Annotated in this window: 25 protein-coding genes; 8 read left to right on the forward strand and 17 right to left on the reverse strand. The window is 76.3% G+C overall.

The features are described from left to right. The first annotated feature begins 91 nt into the window (after positions 1 to 91). Positions 92 to 2455 carry a lysylphosphatidylglycerol synthase transmembrane domain-containing protein gene (locus EPD83_RS06250; RefSeq protein WP_165566355.1) on the forward strand — a complete coding sequence of 788 codons (2364 nt, stop codon included), beginning with the start codon at positions 92 to 94 and terminating at the stop codon, positions 2453 to 2455. Between the two features lie 43 nt (positions 2456 to 2498). Here the strand turns inward: EPD83_RS06250 and EPD83_RS06255 are convergent, their stop codons facing one another. The 12 genes from EPD83_RS06255 to EPD83_RS06310 all read right to left on the reverse strand — a co-directional run bounded on the left by EPD83_RS06255 (position 2499) and on the right by EPD83_RS06310 (position 14077). Then, positions 2499 to 3893 carry an NADH-quinone oxidoreductase subunit N gene (locus tag EPD83_RS06255; protein ID WP_165566356.1) on the reverse strand — a complete coding sequence of 465 codons (1395 nt, stop codon included), beginning with the start codon at positions 3891 to 3893 and terminating at the stop codon, positions 2499 to 2501. A gap of 17 nt (positions 3894 to 3910) precedes the next feature. After that, the gene (locus EPD83_RS06260; RefSeq protein ID WP_165566368.1) at positions 3911 to 5398 is read right to left on the reverse strand and encodes a complex I subunit 4 family protein; all 1488 of its coding nucleotides are present in this window, start codon (positions 5396 to 5398) and stop codon (positions 3911 to 3913) included. A gap of 2 nt (positions 5399 to 5400) precedes the next feature. Then, positions 5401 to 7338 carry a proton-conducting transporter transmembrane domain-containing protein gene (locus tag EPD83_RS06265; protein ID WP_165566357.1) on the reverse strand — a complete coding sequence of 646 codons (1938 nt, stop codon included), beginning with the start codon at positions 7336 to 7338 and terminating at the stop codon, positions 5401 to 5403. 10 nt (positions 7339 to 7348) lie between these two features. Then, positions 7349 to 7651, reverse strand: a complete 303-nt coding sequence (locus tag EPD83_RS06270; RefSeq protein WP_128367194.1) for an NADH-quinone oxidoreductase subunit NuoK — start codon at positions 7649 to 7651, stop codon at positions 7349 to 7351. After that, positions 7648 to 8211, reverse strand: a complete 564-nt coding sequence (locus tag EPD83_RS06275; protein WP_128367193.1) for an NADH-quinone oxidoreductase subunit J — start codon at positions 8209 to 8211, stop codon at positions 7648 to 7650. The genes EPD83_RS06270 and EPD83_RS06275 overlap by 4 nt, the downstream gene beginning before the upstream one ends. Before the next feature lie 5 nt (positions 8212 to 8216). Further along, entirely contained in the window at positions 8217 to 9158 is a 942-nt protein-coding gene (locus EPD83_RS06280; RefSeq protein WP_165566358.1) for an NADH-quinone oxidoreductase subunit H, read from the reverse strand. Beyond that, positions 9151 to 10260 carry a hypothetical protein gene (locus EPD83_RS06285; RefSeq protein ID WP_205859430.1) on the reverse strand — a complete coding sequence of 370 codons (1110 nt, stop codon included), beginning with the start codon at positions 10258 to 10260 and terminating at the stop codon, positions 9151 to 9153. Before EPD83_RS06285 ends, EPD83_RS06280 begins: the two co-directional genes overlap by 8 nt. Positions 10261 to 10271: 11 nt before the next feature. Beyond that, the gene (locus tag EPD83_RS06290; RefSeq protein WP_128366492.1) at positions 10272 to 10613 is read right to left on the reverse strand and encodes an NADH-quinone oxidoreductase subunit A; all 342 of its coding nucleotides are present in this window, start codon (positions 10611 to 10613) and stop codon (positions 10272 to 10274) included. 91 nt (positions 10614 to 10704) lie between these two features. Further along, complete coding sequence (locus tag EPD83_RS06295; RefSeq protein ID WP_205859431.1) at positions 10705 to 11463, reverse strand: GAF and ANTAR domain-containing protein; 759 nt, start codon at positions 11461 to 11463, stop codon at positions 10705 to 10707. Continuing rightward, complete coding sequence (locus EPD83_RS06300) at positions 11460 to 12206, reverse strand: GAF and ANTAR domain-containing protein (RefSeq protein ID WP_128366491.1); 747 nt, start codon at positions 12204 to 12206, stop codon at positions 11460 to 11462. Before EPD83_RS06300 ends, EPD83_RS06295 begins: the two co-directional genes overlap by 4 nt. Before the next feature lie 207 nt (positions 12207 to 12413). Next, entirely contained in the window at positions 12414 to 12884 is a 471-nt protein-coding gene (locus EPD83_RS06305; RefSeq protein ID WP_128366490.1) for an ANTAR domain-containing protein, read from the reverse strand. A 107-nt stretch (positions 12885 to 12991) separates the two neighbouring features. Further along, positions 12992 to 14077, reverse strand: coding sequence for a fatty acid desaturase family protein (locus EPD83_RS06310; RefSeq protein WP_128366489.1), 1086 nt, complete (start codon positions 14075 to 14077; stop codon positions 12992 to 12994). Positions 14078 to 14279: 202 nt separating this feature from the next. Between EPD83_RS06310 and EPD83_RS06315 the strand changes: the two genes are divergently transcribed. Both EPD83_RS06315 and EPD83_RS06320 read left to right on the forward strand, forming a co-directional pair. Continuing rightward, positions 14280 to 14912: a DUF3105 domain-containing protein gene (locus EPD83_RS06315; protein WP_128366488.1), complete on the forward strand. Its 633-nt coding sequence runs from the start codon at positions 14280 to 14282 to the stop codon at positions 14910 to 14912. Continuing rightward, positions 14909 to 15568 (forward strand): DUF305 domain-containing protein, encoded by a 660-nt coding sequence (locus EPD83_RS06320; RefSeq protein ID WP_235950374.1) that lies wholly within the window; start codon positions 14909 to 14911, stop codon positions 15566 to 15568. Before EPD83_RS06315 ends, EPD83_RS06320 begins: the two co-directional genes overlap by 4 nt. A 9-nt stretch (positions 15569 to 15577) precedes the next feature. Here the strand turns inward: EPD83_RS06320 and EPD83_RS06325 are convergent, their stop codons facing one another. Both EPD83_RS06325 and EPD83_RS06330 read right to left on the reverse strand, forming a co-directional pair. Further along, positions 15578 to 16270, reverse strand: coding sequence for a hypothetical protein (locus EPD83_RS06325; protein ID WP_165566359.1), 693 nt, complete (start codon positions 16268 to 16270; stop codon positions 15578 to 15580). A gap of 53 nt (positions 16271 to 16323) precedes the next feature. After that, the gene (locus tag EPD83_RS06330; protein ID WP_128367338.1) at positions 16324 to 17115 is read right to left on the reverse strand and encodes an SDR family oxidoreductase; all 792 of its coding nucleotides are present in this window, start codon (positions 17113 to 17115) and stop codon (positions 16324 to 16326) included. A 96-nt stretch (positions 17116 to 17211) separates the two neighbouring features. Between EPD83_RS06330 and EPD83_RS20335 the strand changes: the two genes are divergently transcribed. Beyond that, a complete protein-coding gene (locus tag EPD83_RS20335; protein WP_205859432.1) occupies positions 17212 to 18588 on the forward strand; it encodes an SDR family NAD(P)-dependent oxidoreductase in 1377 nt (458 codons plus the stop codon). Positions 18589 to 18598: 10 nt separating this feature from the next. Here EPD83_RS20335 and EPD83_RS06345 read toward each other — a convergent pair whose 3' ends face one another. Continuing rightward, positions 18599 to 20188, reverse strand: a complete 1590-nt coding sequence (locus EPD83_RS06345; RefSeq protein WP_235950375.1) for a phytoene desaturase family protein — start codon at positions 20186 to 20188, stop codon at positions 18599 to 18601. An 87-nt stretch (positions 20189 to 20275) separates the two neighbouring features. Continuing rightward, the gene (locus tag EPD83_RS06350) at positions 20276 to 21478 is read right to left on the reverse strand and encodes a zinc-dependent alcohol dehydrogenase (RefSeq protein ID WP_165566360.1); all 1203 of its coding nucleotides are present in this window, start codon (positions 21476 to 21478) and stop codon (positions 20276 to 20278) included. 120 nt (positions 21479 to 21598) lie between these two features. Between EPD83_RS06350 and EPD83_RS06355 the strand changes: the two genes are divergently transcribed. After that, entirely contained in the window at positions 21599 to 22603 is a 1005-nt protein-coding gene (locus EPD83_RS06355; protein ID WP_128368395.1) for an SDR family NAD(P)-dependent oxidoreductase, read from the forward strand. A 13-nt stretch (positions 22604 to 22616) separates the two neighbouring features. On the opposite strand, the gene EPD83_RS06360 is transcribed toward EPD83_RS06355, so the two are convergent. Next, positions 22617 to 23183 carry a dihydrofolate reductase family protein gene (locus EPD83_RS06360; protein ID WP_128367015.1) on the reverse strand — a complete coding sequence of 189 codons (567 nt, stop codon included), beginning with the start codon at positions 23181 to 23183 and terminating at the stop codon, positions 22617 to 22619. Between the two features lie 643 nt (positions 23184 to 23826). Between EPD83_RS06360 and EPD83_RS06365 the strand changes: the two genes are divergently transcribed. From EPD83_RS06365 to EPD83_RS06375, 3 genes are all read left to right on the forward strand, one after another. After that, positions 23827 to 24450, forward strand: coding sequence for a response regulator (locus EPD83_RS06365; RefSeq protein ID WP_164896477.1), 624 nt, complete (start codon positions 23827 to 23829; stop codon positions 24448 to 24450). A gap of 43 nt (positions 24451 to 24493) precedes the next feature. Next, positions 24494 to 24865, forward strand: coding sequence for a response regulator (locus EPD83_RS06370; protein ID WP_128367017.1), 372 nt, complete (start codon positions 24494 to 24496; stop codon positions 24863 to 24865). Between the two features lie 91 nt (positions 24866 to 24956). Further along, a complete protein-coding gene (locus tag EPD83_RS06375) occupies positions 24957 to 26081 on the forward strand; it encodes a PAS domain-containing sensor histidine kinase (RefSeq protein ID WP_128367018.1) in 1125 nt (374 codons plus the stop codon). Positions 26082 to 26504 lie beyond the last annotated feature (423 nt).

Here is a 26504-nt window from a genome sequence, read left to right on the forward strand (position 1 = left end):
CCGGCAGGGCGCCGGCCCCCGGCCGGAACACCCTGCCGGCCTCGCGCCGGGGGTCCCGGTCCCGGGGCGGGGCGCCGATAGGCTGCCGGGCATGGTCGGCCACCAGCCGGGAGGGGTCCCGGACCGGGTCCGCCGGCCCGCCGACCGCGCGCTGCTCGTGCTCGCCCTCGCGGCCCTGGCCGTCGTCGTGCTCGGCGTCGTGGCGGCGTCCCGCTCCGCGACAGGGCTCGACCAGGGCCTGACCCGCGCCCTCGACGGCCTGCCCCGCGTCGTGCTCTCCGCCGTGAGCATCGTCGGTGGCCTCGGGGCGGTGCTCCTCCCCGTGGCCCACGCCGTCGACCTCGGGCGGCGCGGCCGGCTGCGCTTCCTGCCCGACCCGATCCTCGCCGCGGCGACCGGCGCCCTCCTCGCGGCCCTGGTCGAGACCGTGGTCGGCCGGGGGGTGCTGCCCCGCGACCTCGTCGGCGCCCTGACCCAGCCGGTCGGGGGCGGCGAGGCCACGAGCGCCGTGTCCGAGGTGGTGGTGGCCACGTGCGCGTTCCTCGTGGCGATGACCGGCGGCGCCCTGCTCGTGCGCCTCGGGGCGGGCGTGGTGCTCGCGCTCGGCACGACCGCGGTCGTCGGTGGCGACAGCACCCTGGCCGCGCTCCTGCTCAGCGGCGCCCTCGGGGTCGCCGTCGGGGCGGCCGTCCGGGTCGGGGTCGGACGCCCCGCGACGATGGCCCCGCTCGCCGACGTCCTCGCGGCCCTCGGCCTCGTCGGCCCCGCGACGGGGCAGGTCGCGACCGACCCGCCGCGCTGGGACGGCGTCCGCCGGCTGCGGGGCACCGCCCCCGGTCTCGTCGTCGACGTCTGGGACCGCGATGCCGTGGGCGCCGGACTGCTGCGGCGGTCCGGCCGCTACCTGCTGCTGCGGCCCGGCGCCGGCCGGGGGCCCGAGGTCGCGACCCGCGCCCAGGTCGAGCACGCCCTGCTCATGTCCTACGCCCTCGCGGACGCCGGGGTCGCCGCGCCCCGCGTCGTCCGGGCGGCCGACGTCGGCGGCGACTCGCTCGCCGTCGCCTGGACCGTCCCCGACGGCGTCGCCGTCCCCGTCGACGGCAGCGCCGACCCCGCCTCCGTGGTCTCGGTGTGGCGGCTGCTCCGGGCGCTGCGGGCGGGCGGCCTGGCCCACCGGGCCCTCGGCCCCGAGACCGTGCTCGTGGACGCCGCCGCCGACGCCGACGACCCCGCGGCCCTCACCGACGTCGGGCGCGGCGACGTGGCCTCGCCCGAGCTCGCGCAGCGGCTCGACGTCGCCGCCGTCCTCGCCTTCACGGCGCTGGCGTCCGACGCCCCCACGGCGGTCCGGCACGGCATCGAGGCGGTCGGCCTGGACGCGGTCCGGACCGCCCTGCCGGTGCTCCAGCCGATCGCGCTGCCGGCGGCGACCCGCGCGGCGCTGCGCGAGCGTCCCGGTCTGCTGACCGAGGTGCAGCAGGCGGTCCTCGACGCCTCGGGCGAGACCGAGCCGCCGCCGGAGACCGAGCTGCGCCGCGTCACGCCGCGGACGGTCCTCAGCGTCGTCGGCGGCGGGGTCGCCGGCTACCTGCTGCTGGGCCAGCTGTCCCGGGCCGACCTCGTCGGCACCGTCCTCGGCGCCGACCTGCGCTGGGTGGCGGGCGCGGTCGGCTTCGCGGCCCTGACCTTCGCCGGCGCCTCGCTGACCCTCGTCGGCGCGAGCCCGGTCCGCCTCAGGCTCCCGCAGGCCGCGCTCACCCAGCTGGCCATCGCCTTCGTCGGGCTCGTCGCGCCGGCCATGCTCGGGAACGTGGCCCTCAACTCGCGGCTGCTGCGCCGCGCGGGCGCCGGGCCGGGGGCCAGCGCGGGAGCGCTCGGGCTCATCGGGCTCACCCAGTTCGGCAGCTACTCGCTGCTGCTGGCCGCGTCCGCCGTCGCCGCGGGCGTCGGGCCCCGCGCCTCCTTCACCCCGTCGCCGGTCGCCGTCGTCCTCGTCCTCGCCGCCGTCGCGGCCGGGGCGGTGGCGCTGGCCCTGCCGTCGGTGCGCGGGTGGCTGGCGCGCCGCTTCCTCCCCGAGCTCGCCGAGGTGCTGCCCGCCGTCGTGTCCGTCCTGCGGCGGCCGGCCCAGGTGGTGCGGCTCGTCGGCGGCGCGCTGCTGCTCGACGCCTCGTTCGTCGCCGCCCTCTTCTGCGCCACCCGGGCGGTCGGCGCCGAGACCCCGGTGGCGTCGGTGGCCGTCGTCTACTTCGCGGGCGCCATCATCGGGTCCGCGGTCCCCACCCCCGGCGGCCTCGGCGGCATCGAGGCCGCCATGACGGCGGGGCTCGTCGCCGTGGGCACGGCCGCGGGACCGGCCCTCTCCGCGGTGCTCCTCTACCGGGTGGCGACGTACTGGCTGCCCATCCCCCTCGGCTGGGCGGCGCTGCACCGGCTGCAACGCGCCCGGGTCCTCTGAGCCGGGCCGCGCCCGGACTCCCCCACCACCCCGGCCCGGCCGCTCAGCCGGGTGGGAGGACGTCGAGCGCCGCGAACAGGGGCCCCGCGGCCACACCGAGCAGCACCGAGACCGCCGCCGCCACCCCTGCCGTCCACGCCGACCACGGCCGCACGCTGGCGAGACCGGCGGCGGGCTCGGTGCGGCGCAGGGCCGGCGCCACCCAGCGCAGGTAGTAGAAGAGCGAGGCGAGGGTGTTGACGAGCACGACGACGACGAGCCAGGCCATCCCGCCGTCCCAGGCCGCGGTCGCCGTCGTGAGCTTGCCGACGAACACGGCCGTCGGGGGCGTCCCCACGAGCCCGAGCAGCGCGACGACGAGCGCCACCGCGAGCCCCGGCCGCACCCGGACCAGACCGGCGTAGCCCGAGAGGTCGCGCACGTCCGGGAGGGCCGTCGTCACGGCGAAGGCGGCGACGTTGGTCACCGCGTACCCGGCGAGGTAGACGAGCAGCGAGGGCAGGGCGAGGTCGCTCACCCCCGCGACGGCGACGGGCACGAGCAGGTACCCCACCTGGCTCACCGTGGACCAGCCGAGGAGCCGGCGCGGGTCGTCCTGTGCGAAGGCGGCGAGGTTGCCCAGCGTCATGCTCGCCACCGCGAGCACGGCCACGAGGACGCCCCAGGCCAGGACGTCCGGCAGGGCCTCGACGAGCCGGAAGGCCGCGAGCACCGCACCGACCTTCGGGACGGTCGTGACGAACGCGGCGGCCAGGCCGGTCGCGCCCTGCGCGGCGTCCGGCACCCAGAAGTGCGCCGGGACGGCCCCGGCCTCGAAGGCCACCCCGGCGACGACGAGGACGACCCCGGCGGCCAGCGGGACGAGGGGCGCCCCGGCGAGCGCGCCGGCCAGCTGCGGGTAGGAGCTCGTCCCGCCGACGCCGTACAGCAGGGTCACCCCGAGCAGCAGGAGGATCCCGAACAGCGCGCCGACGAGGTAGGCCTTGAGCGCGGCCTCGGCGCCCCGGGCCGTGCGGCGCAGCCCGACGAGCCCGTAGAGCGGGATGCTGGCAAGGAGGAACCCCACGGCGAGCACGAGCAGGTCGGCCGCGCCGGCGAGGACGAGCGTCCCGGTGGCCGCCAGCAGGACGAGGCAGTACGTCTCGCTCTCGCGGTCGTCCCCGGCCACCTCGTCGCCGGCCAGGAGGAGCACGAGCAGGGTCGCCCCGGCGACGACCACCCGGGCCGCCGTCGTCGCGCCGTCGACGACGAAGGACCCCTCGAAGGCCGGGCCGGACGCGCCGCCCACGACGGCGGCCACCGCCGACCCCAGGAGGGCCAGTGCCGCGACGACCCGCAGCCGCCACTGCCGCCGCCGGGGGGTGAAGGACCCACCGAGCAGGCAGACCAGCGCGCCCGCGAGGAGCAGCATCTCCGGGAGCATCGCCAGCGGACGCATGGCCGACCCCACGCCGGTCAGCCCCCGAGCACGGCGACGACGGCGGCGGCGGCCGGCTCGACGACGGCCAGCAGCGCGCGCGGGGCGATGCCGATGACCAGGGACAGCACCAGCAGCGGGGCGATGGCCCAGAGCTCGTGGGCGCGCACGTCCGTGAAGGTGGCGGACGCCGGGCCCGCCTCGCCGGTGAACAGCCGCTGGAGGGTCCACAGCAGCAGCGCGGCGACGAGCAGGATGCCGAGGAGGGCGACCGCGCTCCACGGGACGGCGGCGATGCTGCCGGTGAAGACCTGGAACTCGGCGACGAACCCGGACAGGCCGGGCAGCCCGAGCGAGGCGAACGCGGCGACGGCGAACAGGCCGGTGGTCCGTGGGGCCGGGCCGGCGAGGCCGCCGAAGGCGGAGATCTCGTAGGTCCCCGACCGGTTCCAGAACAGCCCGGCCAGGAGGAACAGGGCCGCGGTGACGAGGCCGTGGCTGACCATCTGGGTGACGGCGCCGGACACGGCCACCGAGCGGGCCTGCGCGGTGCTGCCGCCGACCACCCCGACCGCCCCGACGGCCAGCACGACGTACCCCATGTGGTTGACCGAGGTGTAGGCGATCATCCGCTTGAGGTCGCGCTGGGCCAGGGCCACGAGCACGCCCCACAGCACCGAGACGACGCCGACGACGAGGACCACCCACGCCCAGGACCGCCAGGCGTCCGGCAGCAGGGTCATCCCGAGCCGGACGAACCCGTAGGTCCCGAGCTTGAGCAGGACGCCGGCGAGCACCGCGGACCCGACCGCGGGGGCGTCGGTGTGCGCCGGGGGCAGCCACGTGTGGAACGGCACGGTCGGCGTCTTCACGGCGAGGCCGAGCAGGATCGCGCCGAGCACGACGACCCCGGCCGTGCCGCCGCCGGCGAACGGGTCCTGCCGGGCGAGCTGCACCATGTCGAAGGTGTGCGGGTCGGCGGCGAGGTAGAGACCGATGAACCCGGCGAGCAGCGCCAGCGAGCCGAGGAAGGTGTAGAGGAAGAAGGTCAACGCCGAGCGGGCCCGGTCGCCGTGGCCCCAGCCCGCGATGACGACGTACATCGCGACGATCGAGAGGTCGAAGAAGACGAAGAAGAGGATGAGGTCGGCCGCGGCGAACACGCCCACCGACACCGTCTCCAGGAACAGGAAGAGCGCCGCCCGTGAGGCGGGCCGGTCCTCGTCACGCAGCGCGAAGAGCGCACAGGCGAGGAAGACCACCGCGGTCATGGCGACGAGCGGCAGGGACAGCCCGTCGAGCCCGACGTGGTAGCTGGAGCCCACCCCCGGGATCCACGGTACCTGCTCCTCGAACGCCAGCGCGCCGGGCGCCGGCGTCTCGTACCGGGCCCAGAGGACACCGACGAGAACGACCTCGGCGAGGGACGCCGCCACCCAGCCCCAGCGCACGACGGCGGACGGCAGCCCCGGCAGGAGCAGCACGGCCGCGAGAGCGAGAGGGAGGAAGATCGTCAGGGAGAGCACGGTCACCTCGTGAGGACGAGCAGGACGGCGCCGAGCGCCACGAGGGCGACGGCCTGGACGTAGTACTGGTGGAGCTGCCCGGTCTGCGGTCGGCGAGCGGCGGCCCCGGCCCGCCGGACCGCACCGGCCAGCGCCACGACCCCGCCGTGCACCCCGCGCTCGTCGGCCACGCGCGCCCAGCCCGCGAGCGCCCGCACCGGGCGGGCCGTCCCGACGACGCCGCCCGCGAACCCGTGGTCGGCGCGGTCCGCCGCCGGTGCGGCAGCCTCCCGCACCGGCCCCGCCGCCCCGTGCAGCGCCGCGCCGAGGTGGGCGTCGACCCGGTCCGCGACCCGCGCCAGGGCGAGCGTGGGCCGCACGAGCGCGCGGTGCGCGGCGGTCTCGACCCCGCCCCAGGACCCGGCCCACGTCCCGAGTCGTACCGGGCGCCACCACACCGCCGCGACGACGAGCAGCGACAGCGCCCCGGAGCCGACCACCTCGAGGACGCCCGGCTCGACGAGCGGACCCCCGACCACCCGGGCCAGGCGCTCGGCGACGGGCGGCAGCGCGAGCACCCCGAGCCCGCCCGCGACCGCCGCGAGGAGCACGACCGCCGCAGTCAGTATCCCCGGGACGACGCCCCGGGCCTCCTCCTCGGTGCCCCGCAGGGCCCGCGCCGCCTCGGCCTCGCCGGGCGCGAGCGGTGCCCACAGCACCCGCAGCACGGTCCCGGCGTACGCGGCGGACAGGGCCGCCCCGGCGAGCCCGACGACCCCGAGCACCGGGGAGTCCCGCCAGGCGGCGGCGAGGACGAGGTCCTTGGTCGCCCACAGCGACAGCGGCGGCACTCCCGCGAGGGAGAACAGGGCGACGGTGGCCGCCACGCGCAGCACCGGCGAGGTCGCCACCTGGCCCCGCAGCCCGGCCAGCGCCTTGGTCCCGAGCGCCGACAGCCACGCCCCGGCGGCGAGGAACAGCGCCGCCTTGGTCGCCGCGTGGGCGACGAGGTGCGCCGTCCCGGCCGCCGGCGCCCCGACCCCGGCGGCGAGGACGACGAACCCCAGCTGGGCGGACGTGGAGGCTGCGAGGAGCTGCTTGAGGTCGCCCTGGCCGAGCGCGACGAGCCCGAGCGCGACGGTCGTCAGCGCCCCGGCCCAGGCCGCGGCGGGACCGGACCACGTCGTCGCGGCGAGCAGCGGCTCCAGCCGGACCAGGAGGTAGCCGCCCATCGCGACCATGGCCGCCGAGTGCAGCAGGGCGCTGACCGGCGCCGGGCCGTCCATCGCCCGGGAGAGCCAGAAGGCCAGGACGACCTGGGCGGCCTTGCCGAGCGCGGCGACCAGCACGCCGGCCGCGACGAGGTCACGCCGGCCGGGCGCCACGCCGGCCAGGGCGTCCAGCGCCAGGTCGCCGCCCCCGGCCATCGCCGCGCCGGCGGCGAGGTAGAGGCCGAGGTCGGTCGTGCGGGTCGTGACGAAGGCGGTGAGGCCGGAGGACACCCGCCGGGCCTCGCGCCACTGCAGGCCGATGAGCGCGTACGACGTCGCGCCCATGACCTCCCACCCGAGCAGCAGGGCGGGCAGCGTCGTCGCGGTGACGGTGAGCAGTGCGGCGGCGGTGAAGAGCAGCATGAGCCCGTGGAAGCGGGCGCGGCCGGTGCGGACGTCGGCCGCTCCGCCGAGCAGCACCAGGGCCGCGACGCCGGCGACGGTGGGCGCGACGACGACGGCCGGCCCGCCGACGGCGAGCCCGAGGTCGGCGCCGGCGAGGAAGGGCACGCCCACCTGCGGCCGGGCGACCGCCACGACGACGGCGAGCACCGCCGTCACCGCCGCGACGCCCACCGCCGTCACGGGCGCCACCCGGTCCGCGAGGCCGCGCGGGAGGACCAGCAGCACGCCCCCGACGAGGGCCGGGAGCCCGGCGAGCGCCCACAGCGAGGCCTCGGCGGGGCTCACGACGACCCGCTCATCCGGCCAGGTCCGTCGCCGAGTCGGTCATGTCGCTCCCCCGGTGGCGGTGGACGAGGGTCGCCACGGCGAACCCGGCCGCCATCTCGACCGTCATCGCCGCGAGGACGACGAGCAGCAGCACCTGTCCGGCGGGGTCCGGCGCGAGGAACCACCACATCGCCCCGGCGGCGAGGAGGACGGCGTTGACCATGACCTCGAGGCCCATCATCACCATGACGACGACCTGCTGGGAGATCGCGCCGTAGAGGCCGACCGCGAAGAGGGCGGCGGCCACGAGCAGGACGGTCTGGAGGGTCATCGGCCCACCCCACCCCGGTGGGGGTCGCGCGGCGGCGAGGCGTCGAGGTCGTCGCCGAACCGGTCGTAGCGGGTGCGCCCGGCGGCCAGGACGACGCCGGTGACGATGGTGGCGACCATCACGGGGCTGACGACGACCATGACGAGCATCTGCCGGCCCATGAGCGCCTCGCCGAGGGCAGCCGTGACGTCGGGCGCGGGCACCCCGCGGCGCACCGGCCACGGCACGAGCAGGGCCCCGGCCGCGAGGACGACGAAGGTGGCCGCCGAGACGCCGAGGGCCGCCCGGTTGTCGTGGACCATCGACATCGGCATGAGCGCCGGGTTCATCCCCATGTACATGACCATGTAGACGCCCATGACGGCCATCTCCATGAGCATCATCAGCACGGTGACGACCCCGACGTAGCTCTGCTCGAGCAGCAGCAGGGCCAGCCCGACGGCGACGAACGACAGCGCCAGGGCGTAGGTGGCCCGGGCCATCGAGTCGACGACGAAGACGAGGACCGCCGAGGCGACGGCCACGAGGCCGAGGACCCAGAAGGCGACGTCGAGGAGCATCCCGGTCATCCTCTCGCGGCGACGACGACGGCGACGACGAGGTCCTGCACGAGCACGGCGGGCAGGAGGACGACCCAGCCGACCTCCATCGCGAGCTCGGGCCGCACGGCCGGCAGCCGTCGGCGCAGCGCGACGAGCGCGCCGAGCAGCAGCACCGTCTTGACCAGGACCCAGGCCCAGCCCGGCAGCACCGGACCGCTCCCCCCGCCGAGGAACATCGGCACGGCGAAGGCGGCGCCGGCCGCGAGCAGCGCGTACCGCCCGGCCTGGACGAGCAGCCGGTCGACCCCGCTCAGCTCGGCGAGGACCCCGCCCGCGACGTCGCGCCCGAGCGGCACCGCGAACGGCCCCCAGAGCGAGAACGCGAGGACCCCGAGGCAGTAGACGACGAACGCGACGGGCATCCACACGACGAACCAGAGCCCTTCCTGCGCCGCGGCCACGTCGGCGACCCGCAGGCTCGCGGCCCCGACGGCGGGCGCGACGATCGCGAACATCAGCGGCAGCTCGTAGGCGAGCGCGAGGGCGAGGAAGCGGTAGCCGCCGACGAGGGAGTGCACCGAGTTCGGCCCCCAGCCGACGAGCCACACGAGCACCCAGACGGCGACGTCCATGGCGTTGAACCAGACGACGCCGACGTCGAGGTCGGCGACGACCCAGCGGCCGAGCGGCACGACCGCGACCATGAGCAGCGCGACGACGACGAGCCCCCCGCCGCCGAGCCGCCACAGCAGCACGTCGGACGACACCGGGGCCCGGCGTCGCTGGCGCAGCAGGCGCACGGTCTCGTCCAAGGGGCGGGCGACGGCGGCGCCGGCGGGCAGGCCGGCGGCACGCGCCGCGAGGACGCCGTCGAGGACGACGGCCGCGAGGGCGAGGGCGAGGAGGATGCCCCCGGCGGCCGCGACCCCGCCCGGGCCGACCGTCACCGGCTGCGGGTCAGGCACCGGCGGCCTCCCGCTGCGGCACGGGGTCGGGCACGAGGTCGGACCCGAGGCTCGCGACGACGAGTCGCGCGGCCCCGAGGTCGCACCCCTCGAGAAGGGGGCCGACGGCGGTCAGCGGGACCGCCGGGACGTCCGGCACGGGCGCATCGAGCCCGGACGCGCCGTAGCGACGGGCGGCGGCCTCGGCCCGGGTGATGAGCACGAGCAGCCGGTCGCGGCAGTCCCCCACGACGTCCTCGGCCAGGCCGAGATCGCGCGCCCGCTCGGGCGTCACCGTCCCGGTGCCCGCGAGGGACCAGCGCAGCCACCGGGAGTGCTCGACCCGGTGGCGCAGGTCGACCAGCGTGGCGCGGGCGTCGTCGCCCCGGCGGGCGAGCAGCACGTCGCGGGCCGAACGGGCGGCGCGGGCGCCCTCCTCCCAGCCGGCGAGCGCGAGGACGGCGGCGACGTCGTCGCACCGGGCGGCGGCGACCGTGGCGGTGTCCTCCGGCAGCGGCTCGGACACCGGGTCGTGCTCCGGACCTCCCACGGCCGCGGCCGCCGCCGTGACGACGAGGTCGCCGTGCAGGACGACGTCGATCACGAGCCCGGCGGGCCAGTCCGGCAGGACCGGGCCCAGCCGCACCGGCAGCGCGTCCATCTCCAGGCCGTCCCGGTCCTGCTCGGCGCCCTCGGCGAGCGGGATGCCGTCCGGGGCCATGTCCATGTCGTCGTGGTCGTGACCGCCCGTGTCGTCGTGGTCGTGACCGCCCGTGTCGTCGCCGGGCCCGGCGCCTGCGGCGTCCCGCTGCTCGGCGTCCGCGCGCTGGCCGCGCCCGTCGACCAGGACGGCGGCGGCGCGGGCCAGGGCCGCGGCGGCGTCGCCCTCGGTGCGCACGTCGGCACGCGCCCGGGGTCCGGGCAGGGCCTCCCAGAGCCGGTCCACGACCTCGTCGAGTCCGCCGCGGACCTCGCCGACGACGAGCAGGACGTCCGCGCTCGCGGGCGTCTGCGCGATCCGCCAGCCCCGCGCGGCGACGGCCTGCTCGGCGGCCATCCGTGCCGGGCGGGCCCCCGGGCACTCGACGACGAGCACCCGGGCCGCGCGCACGGCCCGTCCCACGACCCAGCGCCTCAGGCCCACCGCAGCGCCCCCTCGCGCCAGGCCCAGGCGACGGCGACGAGCAGCGCGCCGAGGAACACGAACATCTCCGTGACGGCGCTCGCGCCGAGGTCGGCGACGACGACGGCCCACGGGTACATGAAGAGCATCTCGACGTCGAAGGCGAGGAACAGCAGGGTCGCGAGGTACCACCGCACGTGGTAGCGCGAGAGGGCGTGGGCCTGCGGCTCCCAGCCCGACTGGAAGGGCAGCGGCCGCAGCACCCCGCTCCAGGGCACGAGCAGCCAGTGCGCGAGGTACACGACGACGACGGCCGTCACACCGAGCCCGAGGGTGAGCAGGAGCCCGGTCACGACCGTCCCTCGTCCGGCTCGTCCTCGCAGGTCACGGTCCCAGTCTGTCCGACGCCGTGACGGGAGCGGGCTCCCGGGTGCCGCGCGACCCTCACTCCTCCGGGAGCAGGTCGACCGACCGGGCGTGCTCGAGAAGGTCGCGTCCGGCCAGGCGCCGCTCGACGACGTCGCCGGCGACCTCGCCCAGCCTGCGTCCGTGGTCGCGCGCGTACCGTCGCATCACGCGGAAGGCGTCCTCGACGGTGAGGTCACCGACGTGGGCGATGACGCCCTTGGCCTGCTCCAGCACGACGCGGCTGGTCAGGGCGTGCTGCAGCTGGGCGTTGACCGTGGCCGAGTCCGCGGCGGCCCGTTCGTTGACGACGGCGACGCTCGCGACGTGCGCCAGCGCCTGCCCCAGGTCGAGGTCGCTCCGGTCCAGGCTGCCGACCTGGCTGCCGAACAGCCCGAGGGTGCCGAGCACCGTCGTCTGCAGCCGCATCGGCACCGCGTGCACCGACCGGAACCCGACCCCGTCGGCCGCGGCGCAGAAGGCCGGCCACCGGTCGGCCGTCGCGGCCAGCTCGGGGACGAGCACCGGCGTCCCGGTCCGGAAGCAGTCGAGGCACGGCCCCTCGTCCCGCTGCAGCTGGAAGAGCTCCAGGAGCCGGGTCCGCTCCGAGGACGCGGCGACGAGCCGCAGCACCCCTCGACCGTCGGACAGCAGCACCCCGGCGGCGGCCACGTCGAGCAGCCGCACGCAGTTCTCGCTGAGCCCGGCCAGCAGCTCGACCATGTCGTAGCCGCTCACCAGGTCGTTCGTCAGGTCCACGAACGCGTGGATGACGTCCTGTTCCCTCGTCGTGCTCACGTGCCCTCACCTCCCGGGGTGTCCGGGGGCGGGTCACGCTCCAGGACGAGTCGTCGTTCGATGATGTCCCACGCCACCTCGCTCGCGGTCCGACCGGTGGCGACAGCATGGCCCCTGAGCCGCATCGACGCCTCCGCCGCGTCGACGTCGAGCTGGCTGATGAGCATCCCGGTCGCCTGGTGGACCTCGATCCGGTCCAGGTCCCCGAGTCGCTCGTAGTCGTCGTCCCGCGCGACCGACCGGCTGTCGGCGGCGAGCTCGACCAGGGGCAGGGCGGCCAGCTCGGCCGCGAGCATCCCCCCCGCCAGGTCGTCGTCGGTGAGATGCCCGGGTGCGGCTCGGAAGAGGTCCAGCGCCCCGACGCACACCGATGCCAGGACGATGGGCAGCGCGAAGACGGCGTGGATGCCGTCCCGCAACGTGGCGTCGGTGAAGCCCGGCCAGCGCAGCTCGTGCGGGGAGTCCAGGTCCGCCACGAGCACCGCGGTGCTCGTCCGGACCGCGTCGAGGCAGGGACCCTCGCCGAAGGTGAACTGGTACTCGTCGACGCGTCGGCTCTGCGCGCCACTGGCGCCGTAGGTGCCGCGCGACAGACCCTGGTGGACCATCGAGATGGCCGCCCCGTCGACCCCCAAGAGGTCGACGCACGCCAGGCAGAGCAGGTCCGCCGTGGCGTGGCCGGGCTGCGAACCGGAGACGATGGACCCCAGTCGGGCACGGACGTCTCGGCGGGACGTCGTCATGGAGCGGGCCTCCCTCGCTCGTCCCGGCCCGGCGTCCTCACGCGGTGCCCCGGATCGCGGGGTGACGCCGGTCGGCGGACCCCGTACAGGTCACGACCGTACCGTGGCCCGTCCCTCGACCCCCCGTCACGGACGCGTCGGACGAGACCCGCCACGGACCCGTGGCCCCGTCCTACACCCCTGCTGGTGGTCGGGACCACGGGCCGGTCATGGGCCCGCCGGCCGGGCCGGCGCGCGGGCGGGCGGCGGTCGGTCGTCGCGGACGGCCGAGGCCCCCGAGTTCTCGTCGTCCCCCGCCCCGTCCACGAGTGCACTGGCCACGTCACGCAGCTTGCGGTTGGCACGGCAGCTCGTCTCGACCAGCAGAGTGAAGGCACGGTCGGCGGGCACGTCGTGACGCGCCATGAGGATTCCGGTGGCCTGCCCGATGACCGTGCGGGTCTTCAGGGCCTCCTCGAGCTGCCTCACCTTGGCGGTCAGCTCGCTCCGCGAACAGGGAGACTGATCCGACGTGGCTGCGCCGTCCGCCGGGGAGGTGCCGTCGTCCGGACGCGGACGCCGCCCCGTGTCGACGCTGCGGTCCCTCCGGCGGCGTACCGTCGCGAGCTCGTCGGGCACGGCCGACGGCGCATCGCTGGTGACCGGTACGGACGGTGTGGTGTGCTGCTCGGGACCCATGTCGTGCTCCCCTGGTCATGACGGAAGACGTCACCGGGGTCTCGGGCGACAACCCGAGGAAAGTACCACGGACCACGGAGCACGGACCTGGCGCGGCGCGTCGTCGCTCACAGCGCCCGTCGCTGCGCGACCAGCGGACAGAGGAACGGGTCGACGCGCCCGGACCCGACGGCGTTGAGATGCCGCACGACCTGCCCGTAGGCCGGCAGGAGCCCCGTCTCGGTGTACGGCAGGTTCCGCTCGGCGCAGAAGGCCCGGACCACCGGCCGGGCCCGCACGAGGTTCGGCCGCGGCATCGACGGGAACAGGTGGTGCTCGATCTGGTGGTCCAGGCCGCCCATCGCCACGGAGACCATCGGGCCGCCACTGATGTTGCGGCTGACGAGCACCTGTCGGGCGGCGAAGTCGACGGTGGTTCCCGCCCGGACGACGGGCATCCCGATGTGGTTGGGCGCGAACGCGGCCCCCATGAGGAACCCGAAGACCGCCAGCTGGACGCCGAGCGCGGCCGCGGCCTTGCCGGGCGGCAGGACGACGAGCAGGAGGGCCGGCAGCGACCCCAGCCGGGCACCGAGGAGCACGGCTTCGACGCCGCGCCGGGCCAGCCGTTCGCGCGAGAGCACGCGGCGGATCCCGTCCGCGTGCAGCGAGACCCCCTCGAGGAGGATGAGCGGGAAGAACAACCAGCCCTGGTGGGCCGCGAGGAAGCGCAGGACCGGGACGCGGCTGCGACGGGCGTCCTCGACGGTGTAGGACAACACGCCCGCGGACACGTCGGGGTCGTGGCCCGCCCGGTTGGGGTGGGCGTGATGACGGGTGTGCTTGCCGCGCCACCATCCGTACCCGACGCCCACGAGGAGGTCCGCCACGACGAGGCTCACCCAGTCGTTCCAGCCCGCGGAGGCGAAGATCTGGCGGTGCGCGGCGTCGTGCCCGAGGAAGGCGACCTGGGTGAGGACGACGCCCAGGACGGCCGCCCACCCGAGCTGCCACCAGGTGTCGCCGATGACGACGCAGCCGCCGACCCAACCGGCGAGCACGAGCACGGAGCCCACGAGCCGCGTCCAGTACCACCCGTGTCGTCGGCGCAACAGCCCGAGGTCGCGCACGTCGCGCAGCAGCACCGCGTAGTCCGAGCCGGGCCGGGGACCGGCCGGGGACCGCGGGGTGAGGTCGTCGGGGGTCGAGGGCATCGGCCGGATCCGTTCTGGGTCGTCGACGAGCGGCGACGAGTCCGGGGTCCGGGGAACCGTCGGGGGCCAGGTACCCTCGGGTGGGCCCCGCCAACCGGGACGGTGTTGCCGGGACGGTGTCGACGACGGGGCCGGGAACCTCGGCCGCGCCTCGGACGCTGGGACCAGCGACCGTGTTTCCTCTCCCCGCAGGAGTACCCCCGTGGCCCGCGCCGACCGTCCGTCCCGCGCCCGACTCGAGGAGCTGCAGAAGCAGCAGCGCGCCAAGGAGCGCCGCACCCGCATCATCTGGGTCGGTGCCACGACCGTCGTCGTCCTCGCCATCGTCGGGGTCGTCGGGTTCGTCGTCGCGCGCGACGTGTCGACCCGTCCGACCCTGGACGCCGTGCAGACCTACGAGGTCGGTGCCGGGCACGTGACGACCCCCGTCACCTACGAGCAGTCCCCGCCGGTGGGCGGCGAGCACAACCCGGTGTGGCTCAACTGCGGGGTCTACGACGCGCCGGTGCCGAACGAGCTCGCGGTCCACGCCCTCGAGCACGGCGCCGTGTGGGTCACCTACCGCCCGGACACCCCGAAGGCCCAGGTCGACGCCATGGTCGCGGACCTGCCGGACGAGTACATGGTCGTCTCGCCCTACGACGACCTCCCGGCCCCGGCCGTGGCGTCCGCGTGGGGCCACCAGCTGATGCTCGACGGGGTGGACGACCCGCGCCTCGCCGAGTTCGTCCGCGAGTACCGCCAGGGCCCGCAGACCCCCGAGCCCGGTGCGGCCTGCACCGGCGGCAGCGACGGCACGACCAACCTGCCCGAGACGCAGACGCCGGCGCCGTGACCGGCGCGGACCGTCCGGAGCCCGACGACGCGCGCGAGGCCCCGACGGCGGTGCGCGCGGTGCCGCTGGCGCTGGCCGTCGGCGGGCTCGTCGTCGCGATGGTGCTCGGCGCGCTGGCGTCCTTCCTCGTGCTCCGCGCCACCGACGGTCCCGGCGTGCTCGACACCGGTGCCGACGCCGGGTTCGCCCGCGACATGCAGACCCACCACCGGCAGGCGGTCGAGATGGCCTTCCTCGTGCGCGACCGCACCGACGACGAGGAGGTCCGCCGCCTCGCGTTCGACATCATCACGAGCCAGCAGCAGCAGGCCGGTCAGATGTACGGGTGGCTCGTGCAGTGGGGGCTCCCCCAGACCGGGCCCCGGGCACCGATGGCCTGGGTGGGCGGCGAGCACGCCGCGCACGGAGCCACCGGGGCGATGCCCGGGATGGCGACCGACGCCCAGCTCGACGACCTGCGGGCCGCCCGGGGCGTCGAGGCCGAGCGGGTCTTCCTGCGGCTGATGATCGCCCACCACGTCGGCGGGGTCGAGATGGCGGACGCCGCGCTCGCCGACGCCCGCACCGACGAGGTCAGGGTCCTCGCCGGCGCGATCGCCACGGCGCAGACGTCGGAGATCGAGCTCATGGAGTCGATGCTCGACGCCCGCGCCTGACCGACGTCGTCAGTCCCCGAGCCCGGCGCGGTCCACCCGGCGGTGGAAGCGCATCCCGGCGACCCCGCCGAGCAGCGCGCCCGCGAGGGCGGCCAGCGCGACGACGACGAGGGCGACGATGCCGCCGGTCGTGAGGTCGCCGGTGCTCACCGGCAGCCGGGGGAAGGCGTCGAGACGGCCGAGGACGTCGAACTGCGCCCCGGCCACGGCCGCGAGGACCGCGACGACGATGGCGACGACGACCGCCCACAGCCACACCCCGAGGCCCTGCCGGAGGCCGTCGAAGCGGGCCATCCGGCCGGCGACGTACCCGCCGCAGAAGTACGCGAGGAGCAGGACGAGGACGAGGACGACGCCGCTGACGATGCCGACGGTGCCGGCCGAGGAGGAGGCCTCGTCGGCGGCCGTGCCCGGGTCGGTCCCGGTGCCGACCCCGACGGCCGCGCCGGCCGCCGCGACGAGGGCGGTGAGCAGGACCGCGGTCCCGGTGGCGGTGAGCCACCCGAAGAACGCGGCGCCGATCTTCATGCCGCCGAACTGCTCGCGCTCGCGCTCGAGCACGGCGTGCCGGTCCACTCCCGCCCCCGGCGGCACGGGGTCGTGCGCCGGGTCGTCGTCGTAGCGCTCCTCGCGGCGCCCGGTGTCGTGGGTCCGGGCCCCGCGCTCGTCCGCGGGGTCGTGGGCGTCGTTCCTCGTGCTCATGGTGTCCTCTCGGTGGTACGGGCGGCCGGGGCGGTCGCGCCCGCGGGGGTGGGTCAGAGCTCGCGCCAGCCGGTGGCCCGGTCGTGGCCGTGGGCGGCCATGAGGGAGAGCCCGCCGTCGACGACGACCGAGGCTCCGGTGAGGTAGGAGGAGCGCGGGGAGGCGAGGAAGGCGACGGCCGCGGCGACCTCCTCGACGTGGCCGGGCCGGCCGAGCGGGTTGCCGGGGCGGGTCGTCGACCACGCCTCGGACTCGTCCATGTCGTTGATGGGGGTCGCGATCTCGCCGGGCGCGACGGAGCTCACGAGGATGCCGTGCTCCCCGAGCTCGAGGGCGAGGCACTTGGTGAGCATCCCGAGACCGGCCTTGGCGACGCAGTACGCCGACGCGCCGAAGCGCGGGTGGTGCTCGTGGACGGAGGTGACGTTGACGATCCGTCCGCCACGGCCCTGGCGGACCATGTGCCGGGCCGCGACCTGGCAGTTGAGGAAGGCCCCGGTGAGGTCGGTGGCCAGCACGGTGTCCCACTGCTCGCGCTCGAGCTCGAGCACGGGGGTGGCCAGGCCGGTGCCGGCGTTGTTGACGAGGACGTCGATGCCGCCCAGCCCGTCGACGAGCTGCTCCAGGACCTCGGCGGTGGACGGGTCGGCGGTGTCCTGCCGGGCGACCAGGCACCGCTGCCCGCGCTGCTCGATCCCGCGACGGGTGTCCTCCGCCCCGTCCTCGTCGCTGTGGAAGGTGATGGCGACGTCGTGGCCCTCGGTGGCGAGAAGGTTGGCGACGGCCTTGCCGATCCCGGAGTCCCCACCGGTGACGACGGCGAGCGGCGTGTGTCGTGTACTCATACCGCCCCGGTACCCGGCGCGGCGGTCCGCAACCCCTTCCACGCGTGGCGACCGCGACGGGCGGGTACCCGGTCCGTACCGATCCCAGGAGGTCCCGTGCCCCGACCCCGACCCGTCACCGGTGCCCTCGTCACCGGCGCCTCGAGCGGGATCGGCCGTGCCGTCGCGCTGCGGCTCGCCCGCGACGGCGTCCCGCTCGTCCTCGCCGCCCGGTCCGGGCAGGCGCTGGAGGAGGTGGCCGCGGGTTGCCGGGCCGCCGGCGCCGAGGCGCGCGTGCTCGTCCTCGACGTGCGCGACGACGCCGCCGTCGCCGAGGCGGTCGATGCCGCGGCGGACGCGTACGGCGCCGGGCTCGTCGTCGTCCACGCCGCCGCCGTCGTCGCCTACGGGCACGTCGAGGAGGTCCCGGGCGAGGTCATCGACGAGGTCGTGCGCACCGACGTCCTCGGCACCCTGTCGGTCTGCCGGGCCGCGCTGCAGGCCTTCCGCCGCACCGGGGGCGGGCACCTCGTCGTCGTCGGGTCGCTGCTCGGTGAGATCGCGACGCCGTACATGGGGTCCTACGTGCTGTCGAAGTGGGCCGTCCACGGGCTGGTCCGCACCCTGCAGATCGAGACCCGCGACCGCGTGGACACCCACGTCTCGCTCGTCGCCCCCGGCGGCATCGACACCCCGGTCTACCGGCAGGCCGCCTCGGTCATGGGACGGCACGGGCAGCCCCCTCCCCCGGTTCTCGGGGCCGACGACGTCGCCGACCGCGTGGCCCGCGTCCTGCGCCGGCCGCGGCGGCTCACCCACGTGGGGCCCGCCAACCTGCTCGCGGTCGCCGGCTTCCGCCTGGCCCCGGGCCTGTTCGACGTGCTCGTCACCCCGATGATGCGCACCCTGGGCCTCGCCCCCTGGACCGGTCTCGACGCGACGGCGGGCAACGTCCACGACCCGCGCCATCCCGCACCGCCCCCGACCGACGACCCCGAGGAGACCCCGATGACCGAGCACCGCGAGCTGCACCGACCCCGGGTGTCCCGGACGGTGGCCGCGCCGGCGTCGGCGGTGTGGGACGTCATCGCCGACGGCTGGCAGTACTCGACGTGGGTCGTCGGCACCGCCCGGGTGCGCGACGTCGACCCGCAGTGGCCCGCCCCGGGCAGCCGGCTGCACCACAGCGTCGGCCCTTGGCCGCTGACCCTGTCCGACTCCACCTCGGTCGAGTCCGCCGAGCCGCCGCACCGCGTCGTGCTCACCGCGCGCGGCTGGCCGGCCGGGGAGGCGCGGGTCGAGATCGAGATCGTGCCCGACGGGCCGGCGACGTGCACCGTCTCCATCGCCGAGGACGCCTCCACCGGACCGGCCCGGCTCGTCCCGCTGCCGGTCCGACAGGCCGGGATGCTGCCGCGGAACCGGGAGACCCTGCACCGGCTGGCGCTCGTGGCCGAGGGCCGGCACCGCGAGCAGCTGCGCGCGGACGGCTGAGCGCCGCCGCTCAGTCCTCGCGCAGCACCCGGGACCAGGCGGTCCGCACGAGCGCGCGGCGCACCGGACCCAGCGTGCCCTCCTGCCGCAGCGCGGCGACGGCGGCGTTCCAGCCGCAGGCCCCGTGCACACCGCCGCCGGGATGGGCGGCGGCCCCGGCCAGGAAGAGCCCGGCGACGGGGGTCTCGGGGCGCCCGAGCCCCCGGGTGGGGCGCAGGACGAGCTGCTGGTGCAGGCCGGCGGTGCCCCCGTTGAGCGCGCCGACGGAGAGGTTGGCGTCCCGCCCCTCGAGGTCGCGCGGTCCCTGGACGTGGCGGGCGACGACGTGCCCGCCGAACCCCGGCGCGACCTGCTCGACCGCCGCCTCGACCCCGCGCACGACGGCCTCGACGGCGTCCGGGTCGCCCGCCGCGTCCCGCGGCACGTGGGTGTAGCCCCACGCGGACTCGGTCCCGGCCGGCGAGCGGGTGGCGTCGGCGGTGGTCATCTGGCCGAAGAGGACGAACGGCGGGTCCGGGACCCGCCCGACGGCGAGGTCGGCCGAGACGTCGACGAGGCCGTCGTCGTCGCGGCCGAGATGGACGGTGCCGGCGCCTCGGGCCTCGCCCGCCGTCCACGGCACCGGGGCGTCCAGGGCCCAGTCGACCTTGAGCGTCGCCGGGTCCCACTGGAAGCGGTCGAGGTCGTGCAGCAGGCGCGGCGGCAGGTGCCGCTCGCCCACGAGGTCGCGGTAGAGCGACGGGGCCGAGACGTCCGCGAGGACCGCCCTGCGGGCCCGCAGCCGCTCCCCGCCGCGCAGCCGGACGCCGCGGGCCCTGCCTCCGGCGACGAGCACCTCCTCGACCGGGCTGCCGCACCGCACCTGCACCCCGGCCGCCTCGGCCCGTCGCCGCAGCGCGGTCGCGAGCACCCCGGCCCCGCCGCGCGGCACGGGGAACCCGACGTCCTGCGCCAGCATGACGAGCAGCCAGCCGAACACGGCACTGCCCGCGCCCTCGGGCGGCAGGTCGCTGTGCATGGCGTTGCCCGTGAGCAGGGCCCGCGGGCCCTCGCCGCGGAACTCCTCGCGGCCGAGGCGCCGGGCGGACAGCGCGGCGAGCCGGGCCAGGTCCAGCGCCCCGGACACGCGGGTCCGGCCGAGCAGCCGCAGCCCCGCGCGGACCGGCGGGAACGGGGTGAAGAGCAGGTCGAGCAGGGGGTCGCGCACGGCGTCCCAGCCGGCGACCATGCGCAGCCAGGCGTCGCCGTCCCCGGCGGCCTGCGCCTCGAACCCCGCGGCGCTCCGGTCGGGGTCGTGGTGCACGACGGCGCCCCGGCCGTCGGGGAAGGCGTGCGCGACCGGGGACGGCGCGCGCTCCCAGCGCAGACCGTGCGCCCCGAGGTCGAGGTCGCGGATCACCGGGCTGGCCGCGGCCAGCGGGTAGAACGCGCTGAAGAGGTCGGTGACGAAGCCGGGCGCCGTGACCTCGGCGCTGCGCACCGCGCCGCCGACCTCGTCCTCGGCCTCCACCAGCACGACGTCCCACCCGGCGTCGGCCAGCGCGATCGCGGCCACGAGCCCGTTCGGGCCCGCGCCCACGACCACCGCGTCACTCGTCACCGCGCCCACCCTACGGTCGGCGACGGGACGGCTCCTCGGGTCCGGGGTCGTCCCGGCCGCTCGGCGCGGGAGGGGGCCACGGCGGGGTCAGGCCCCGGCCGGACGCCGCCCCGGCTCCAGGACGACCTTGACCATGCCGTCCTCCTTGGCCTGGAACGTCGCGTACGCGTCCGGTGCCTCCTCCAGGGTCAGGCGGTGCGTGGCGAAGTCGTCGACGCCGAGCGGGTCGTCGTCGGTGAGCAGCGGCAGGATCTCGGGCACCCAGCGCTTGACGTTGGCCTGCCCCATCCGCAGCGTGACCTGCTTGTCGAAGAGGGTCATCATCGGCAGCGGGTCCGTCATGCCGCCGTACACGCCGCTGAGGGACACGGTGCCGCCCCGGCGGACGGCGTCGATCGCGGTGTAGAACGCCGCGAGGCGGTCGATCCCGACGCGGGTCATCACCGGCTTGGTCACCGCCGACGGCAGCGCCCCGATGATCTTGTGCGACAGCTTGGCCACGCCGGAGCCGTGCGCCTCCATCCCGACGGCGTCGACGACGCCGTCGGCGCCCCGGCCCTGGGTGAGGTCGCGCACGGCGTCGCCCACCTCGTCGACCTCGCGCAGGTCGATGGTCGTCACGCCGCGGGCCCCGGCCCGGTCGAGGCGGGCGTCGACGAGGTCGACCCCGATGACCTGGCGCACGCCGCGCTGCTGGGCGATGCGGCAGGCCATGTCGCCGATCGGCCCGAGCCCCAGCACGAGGAGCGTGCCGTCGGGGTCCGGGTCGGCGTACTCCACGCCCTGCCAGGCGGTCGGCAGCACGTCGGAGAGGTAGACGAAGCGCTCGTCGCCGGGCCCCTCGGGCACCTTGACGTGGGTGTAGGAGGCGTGCGGCACCCGTAGGTACTCCGCCTGCCCGCCCGGGAGGGCGCCGTACAGCTCGGAGTAGCCGAAGAGCGTCGCCCCGGTCCCCTGGTCGGTGTTCTGGGTGGTCTCGCACTGGCTCTGCAGCCCGCGCTCGCACATCCAGCACGTCCCGCAGCAGACCTGGAACGGGATGACCACCCGGTCCCCCACGGCGAGGTCCGTGACGTCGCCGCCGACCTCCTCGACGACACCCATGGCCTCGTGGCCGAGCACGTCACCGGGCGTCATGAACGCCCCCAACGGCTCGTAGAGGTGCAGGTCGGACCCGCAGATGTTCGTGCTCGTCACCCGGATGACGGCGTCGCCCGGCTCCTCGATCCGTGGGTCGGGCACCTCCTCGACCCGGACGTCCTTCGTTCCCTGCCACACCACTGCTCGCACTGTCGGCCTCCTGCCGTCGGTCGTCATGGACACCTACCCGCGTCCGGGTGCGGGCACACCCGCCGTCGAGGGTCGGCGGGCCGCGGTGTCCCGGAGGGGCGCGCCGGGTACTCCCCCGGCGTGACCCCGACGACCGTCGCCCGCCCCCGCCCGACCCCATCCCCGCCGTCCGCCGAGCACCCGGTGGCGATCGTCGCCGGCGCCTCCCGCGGCCTCGGCCTCGAGATCTCCCGCGTCCTCGTCGCCCGCGGCTGGCGGGTGCACGGCCTGGCCCGCGACGGCGCCGAGCTGGACCGTGCCGTCGCGGCCGTCGGCGGACCCGACGGCGCCTACGTGCCGCACGTCGCCGACGTGCGCGACCCCGACCGCGTCGCCGCCGTCGTCGACGCCGTGCTCGGTGAAGACGGCCGGGTCGACGCCGCCTTCCACGTCGCGGGCGTCATCGAGGTGGGCGGCATCGAGGGGGTCACCCTCGGCCACGTCCACGAGGCGGTCGACACCATGCTCTACGGCCCGCTGCACCTCGCGCTTGCGGTGCTGCCCGCCATGCGCGAGCGGGGGGTCGGGCGCATCGGCGTCGTCGCGAGCGTCGGCGGGCTCGTCGCGGTGCCGCGGCTCCTGCCCTACTGCGTCGCGAAGTTCGGGGCCGTCGGGCTCGCGGAGGGGCTGGCCGCCGAGCTCGCCGGGACCGGGGTCACCGCGACGTCGGTCACCCCGTGGCTCATGCGCACCGGCGGCCACGTGCACGCGCGCTTCACCGGCGACGCCCCGGTCGACCACGCGTGGTTCTCCGCGGGTGCCTCCCTGCCGGGCGTCAGCCTCCCGGTCGACCGCGCCGCCCGCCGCATCGTCGACGGCGTCCTGGCCGGCCGTCCGACCGTCGGCACCTCGCCCTACGTGGCGCTGGCCCGCCGCGTCCACGGAGTGGCGCCCGCGACGACCGTCCGCGCGATCGGCCTGGCCGCCCGGCTGCTGCCCGGCCGCGCGCCGGAGCGCGACTGGCGCCGGACGGACGCGCCCGGGCCCGAGGGTGCCGCCGTGGCCCGACGCCACCCCTCGCGGGTGCGCGACGTGGTGACGACGCTGGGACGGCGGGCCGCCCGCCGTCAGAACGAGCTCGGCTGAACGGCGCCGGCGGTCACGCCGGGTGGCGGACGGCGTGCCGGAGGAGGACGACGCCACTGTCGAACGCCCGCGACTCCAGCAGCTCGAGGTCCAGGTGTACACCCCGCGGGAGGGCGGGCTTGCCGCCGCCGACGAGCACGGGGCAGAGCACGAGCACGCACTCGTCGACGAGGCCGTGGCGGAACGCCTCCACGGCGATGCCGGCGCCGCCGATGCTCAGCCCGGCCTCGGAGGACTCCTTGAGGGTCCGCACGGCCTCGGGGTCGAAGCGCGCCTCGACCCTCGTGCGCGCCGTGCTCGGCTCGGTCAGCGTCGTCGAGTAGACGACCTTGTCGGTGTCCCGCCAGATGTCGGCGTACTCGCGGACCACGGCGGGCTCGTCGGCCAGCCAGTCGTCGTCCTCCCAGACCCGCATGGTCTCGTACATGCGGCGGCCGTAGAGCGAGGTCCCGATCCGCCGCTCGTGCTCGTTCCAGATCGCGTGCAGCTCCTCGTCCGGCACCGACCAGTCGAACCGGCCGTCCTCGTCCTCGAGGAAGCCGTCGAGGGAGACGTTCGCCGCGTAGACCAGCCTGCCCATGGGAGCCCTCCGCCCGGATGCCGCCGCCGGCCGCGGCGTGCCGCCCAGTCAACCGCATCGGGGGACCCCGCCGCCATGCACCGGGATCCCGGGCAGCGCTCCGGCCCGGGACCCCGGTACACGTCAGCGCCCCCTCCGCGAACGGAGGGGGCGCCGGTGTCGTTGGGTGGCCTACATCCCTGCAGTGCCGGCCAACGGGTGCCGAGCCGAACCCCCTGCGGTTCGCCCAGCGGCGGCGGCCCTGACCCCTGCAGTCCTGACCACCTCTGCGCTGTACTTTACCTTCTCTTTACCTTCGGTGACCACTGGCCGAACGGACGACCTTCCTCGGACGAACGGCCGGACCGCGCCAAGGTCCTGCGGCGCCGGGCCCGGGTGTCTAGCGTTTGTCCAGGCCGGTCCGGATCGCCGCCCCCCTGCACGTCGATCCGGGCCGGCCTTCGTCATGTCGCGGGACGGCGGCGTCGCCGGGGTCCCGGCCGGACGTGACCTCCTGATGCAGATGCACCAGACTCGCCCGGAGCGGCTGCGTCTACCGCGGCCGCCGGAGACGACGGAGGATCGGATGACCGACCGTGGGAAGCGCGACATGACAACGGCTACCGAGGAAACCACCCGATCCGCGACGGACATCGTCTCCGTCGTGATCGTCGACGACCACCTGCTCGTCGCGGACTCGCTCGCCTCCGCCCTGGCGGCGAGCGACCGCATCGACGTCGTGGCGGTCGCCGCCACCTGCGCCGAGGGCGCCGCGGCGGTCGGGCGCCTCAACCCGACGGTGTGCCTGCTGGACCAGCGGCTGCCGGACGGCACCGGGACCGACCTCATCCCCCGCCTGCGGGCGGCGAGCCCGGACACCAAGGTCGTCCTCGTCACCGGCGACGACAGCGTCGACGTCCTCCGTCTGGCCCTGGAGGCCGGCGCGACGGGCGTGGTCAACAAGGGGCGCCGGGCGCGGGCGCTCCTCGACGCGGTGCTGCACGCCGCCGAGGGCACCCTCGTCCTGGCGCCCGAGGACGTGCTGCGCCTCCTCCCCACGCCGGGGGGCGGCCTGCCCGCCCTCGGTCACGACCTGACCCCCCGCGAGCGGGAGGTCCTCCGCCTCCTCGTGCGGGCGCGCTCCACCCGCGAGATCGCGGCCGAGCTCGTCATCTCGCACGCGACGGCCCGCAACCACATCCAGGCGGTCATCACCAAGCTCGGCGCGCACACCAAGCTGGAGGCGGTCACCATCGCCGTCCGCGAGAACATCGTGAGCGGGCCGTGAGACGCGCCGGGCTCCGGGCCCCGACGCCGCGGGGGCGAGGCCGGTGACGACGGCCGTCACCCCCCGGCGCGTCCTCCTCTGCGACGACCAGGCGGAGGTCCGCGAGTCGCTGCGCGTCGTCCTCGCCGACCTGCCCGGCCTCGACGTCACGGCCGAGGCGGCGACCGGCCCCGAGTGCCTCGCCGCCCTGGACGCGAACGCCGTCGACGTCGTCGTCCTCGACGTCGCCCTGCCCGGCGGTGGGGCCGGCCTCGCCGCCGAGATCCGCCGGCGACGGCCCGACGTGCGGATCGTCGTGTTCTCGGCCCACGTCGAGGAACGGGTCCAGCGCGAGATGCTCGCCGCCGGCGCCGACGTGTTCGTGCCCAAGACCGGCCGCCTCGCCCCGCTGCGCGAGGCCCTGTCCGCGCCCTGACCGCGGCCCCACCTGCGCCACCCACCCTTCCCGGGCGGGTCGTGTCGTCCTAGCATGACGACGCGGCGACCGTGCGGGAGAAGGGGACACCATGGCCGACGACGCCCGGAGCGGCGCCGGGAGCGATGGCGCCCTGTCGCCCGGGTCCGGGAGGGCGGCCGCGGCACGGCCCGACGCGACCTCGGCCCCCTCCGGTGACACCGGCGGGCCGTCCGACCGTGCCCGCCTGACCGAGCGCCGGTACCTCGAGATCCTCGACGCCATCGACCAGGGCGTCGTCGAGACGGGCCCCACCGGCACGTTCGTCGTCGTCAACGAGGCCTTCGCCCGGATGCTCGGGTACGACGACACCGCCGCCTTCCTGGCCGAGGTGTCGACCTCTGCCGACCTCTACGTCCACGGCCGGGACCGGGACCTGCTGGTGAGCCGCGTCGCGACGCACGGTCCGCGCAGCGCGGAGCTCGAGCTGCGGCACCGGGACGGCGGGACCGTCTGGGTGCGCGCGCGCGTGTCGCCGGCCCGGTCCGAGAGCGGCGGGCTGCTGGGGCTGCGGGCCGTCGTCGAGGACATCACCGAGGAGCGGGTGGCCGACCGGCGCCGTCGCGAGGCCGACGAGCTGGTCGAGGAGCGGGAGAGGCGGCTCCTCGCCGAGGCCGTCCACGACGAGCCGCTGCAGCTCGTCGTCGCCGCCATCCTGCGCCTGGACGGTATGGAGCCGCGCCTCCCGCCGGAGCTCGTCGAACCGGTGGAGCACGTCGTGTCCCTGCTCGAGCAGACGGTGGAGGGGCTCCGGGACCTCGTCGTCGCGCTCCGGCCGCCGGACTTCACCGAGGGCCTCGGGCCCGTGCTCGCCGTCCTCGCCGACGGGCTGTTCCGGGGGACGGAGACGACCGTGCAGGTGACCGGGGGCCCGCACGTCCCCCTGCACCCGGACATGAAGGTGCTGGCCTACCGGATCCTGCGGGAGGCGCTGTTCAACGCCCGCAAGCACGCGTCCGCGCGCCGGGTCGAGGTGACCCTGGACGTCCGTCCGTCGACGCTCGTCCTGTCGGTCTCGGACGACGGCGTCGGCGGGGCCGTCTCCGCCGCGGATCCCGGCCACCTCGGGCTGTCGACGATGCAGGCGCGCGCCGAGACCCTCGGAGGCACGCTGCGCATCGACAGCCCGGCGTCCGGCGGCACACGGGTCGAGCTGACGATCCCCCGTCGGGACTGACCGCCGGCCACGGGCCGCCGGGGTGGGTCAGGTGCATCAGGTGCGGTAGGGGCCGATGAGTCTGTCGCGCGCGGGTGCGCTCGACGACGATGGAGGCGCGGCACCGGTCCCTGCACCCCAACCCCCTGCTACGGGGTGACGGGACCGGCTCGGTCGGCACGAGGGGACCGGACGGAGACGGCGGTCGAAAAGTGTGCCGCCGCGGCACCCGTCCGGGCGACAGTCCCTCGGGTCGACCGCGGTGGGGCTCCCGGCGCGGTTCGGTGCGCCGGGGGCTCCGCCGGCCGGTGTCGAGCCGCGACGCCCGGGCCGGGCTCCGCCCCCGGCCCGGGCACCGTGTCCGCCGGCGGACGTGGGCGCGCTGGATCCCGACCAACGGGTCAGGCCCGTGCCCCCCGCACCACGAGAACCGCTCCCGCGGCG

The sequence above is a fragment of the Phycicoccus flavus genome (assembly GCF_004025965.2).
Classification (GTDB): Bacteria; Actinomycetota; Actinomycetes; order Actinomycetales; family Dermatophilaceae; genus Phycicoccus; species Phycicoccus flavus.

Coding starts and splice junctions, on each gene's coding strand:
- EPD83_RS06330 (WP_128367338.1), bottom strand. CDS start 17,115: ATGAGTACACGACACACGCCGCTCGCCGTCGTCACCGGTGGGGACTCC.
- EPD83_RS06325 (WP_165566359.1), bottom strand. CDS start 16,270: ATGAGCACGAGGAACGACGCCCACGACCCCGCGGACGAGCGCGGGGCC.
- EPD83_RS06275 (WP_128367193.1), bottom strand. CDS start 8,211: ATGCTCCTCGACGTCGCCTTCTGGGTCCTCGGCCTCGTGGCCGTCGCC.
- EPD83_RS06305 (WP_128366490.1), bottom strand. CDS start 12,884: ATGGGTCCCGAGCAGCACACCACACCGTCCGTACCGGTCACCAGCGAT.
- EPD83_RS06300 (WP_128366491.1), bottom strand. CDS start 12,206: ATGACGACGTCCCGCCGAGACGTCCGTGCCCGACTGGGGTCCATCGTC.
- EPD83_RS06310 (WP_128366489.1), bottom strand. CDS start 14,077: ATGCCCTCGACCCCCGACGACCTCACCCCGCGGTCCCCGGCCGGTCCC.
- EPD83_RS06255 (WP_165566356.1), bottom strand. CDS start 3,893: ATGCGTCCGCTGGCGATGCTCCCGGAGATGCTGCTCCTCGCGGGCGCG.
- EPD83_RS06250 (WP_165566355.1), top strand. CDS start 92: ATGGTCGGCCACCAGCCGGGAGGGGTCCCGGACCGGGTCCGCCGGCCC.
- EPD83_RS06360 (WP_128367015.1), bottom strand. CDS start 23,183: ATGGGCAGGCTGGTCTACGCGGCGAACGTCTCCCTCGACGGCTTCCTC.
- EPD83_RS06270 (WP_128367194.1), bottom strand. CDS start 7,651: ATGACCCTCCAGACCGTCCTGCTCGTGGCCGCCGCCCTCTTCGCGGTC.
- EPD83_RS06375 (WP_128367018.1), top strand. CDS start 24,957: ATGGCCGACGACGCCCGGAGCGGCGCCGGGAGCGATGGCGCCCTGTCG.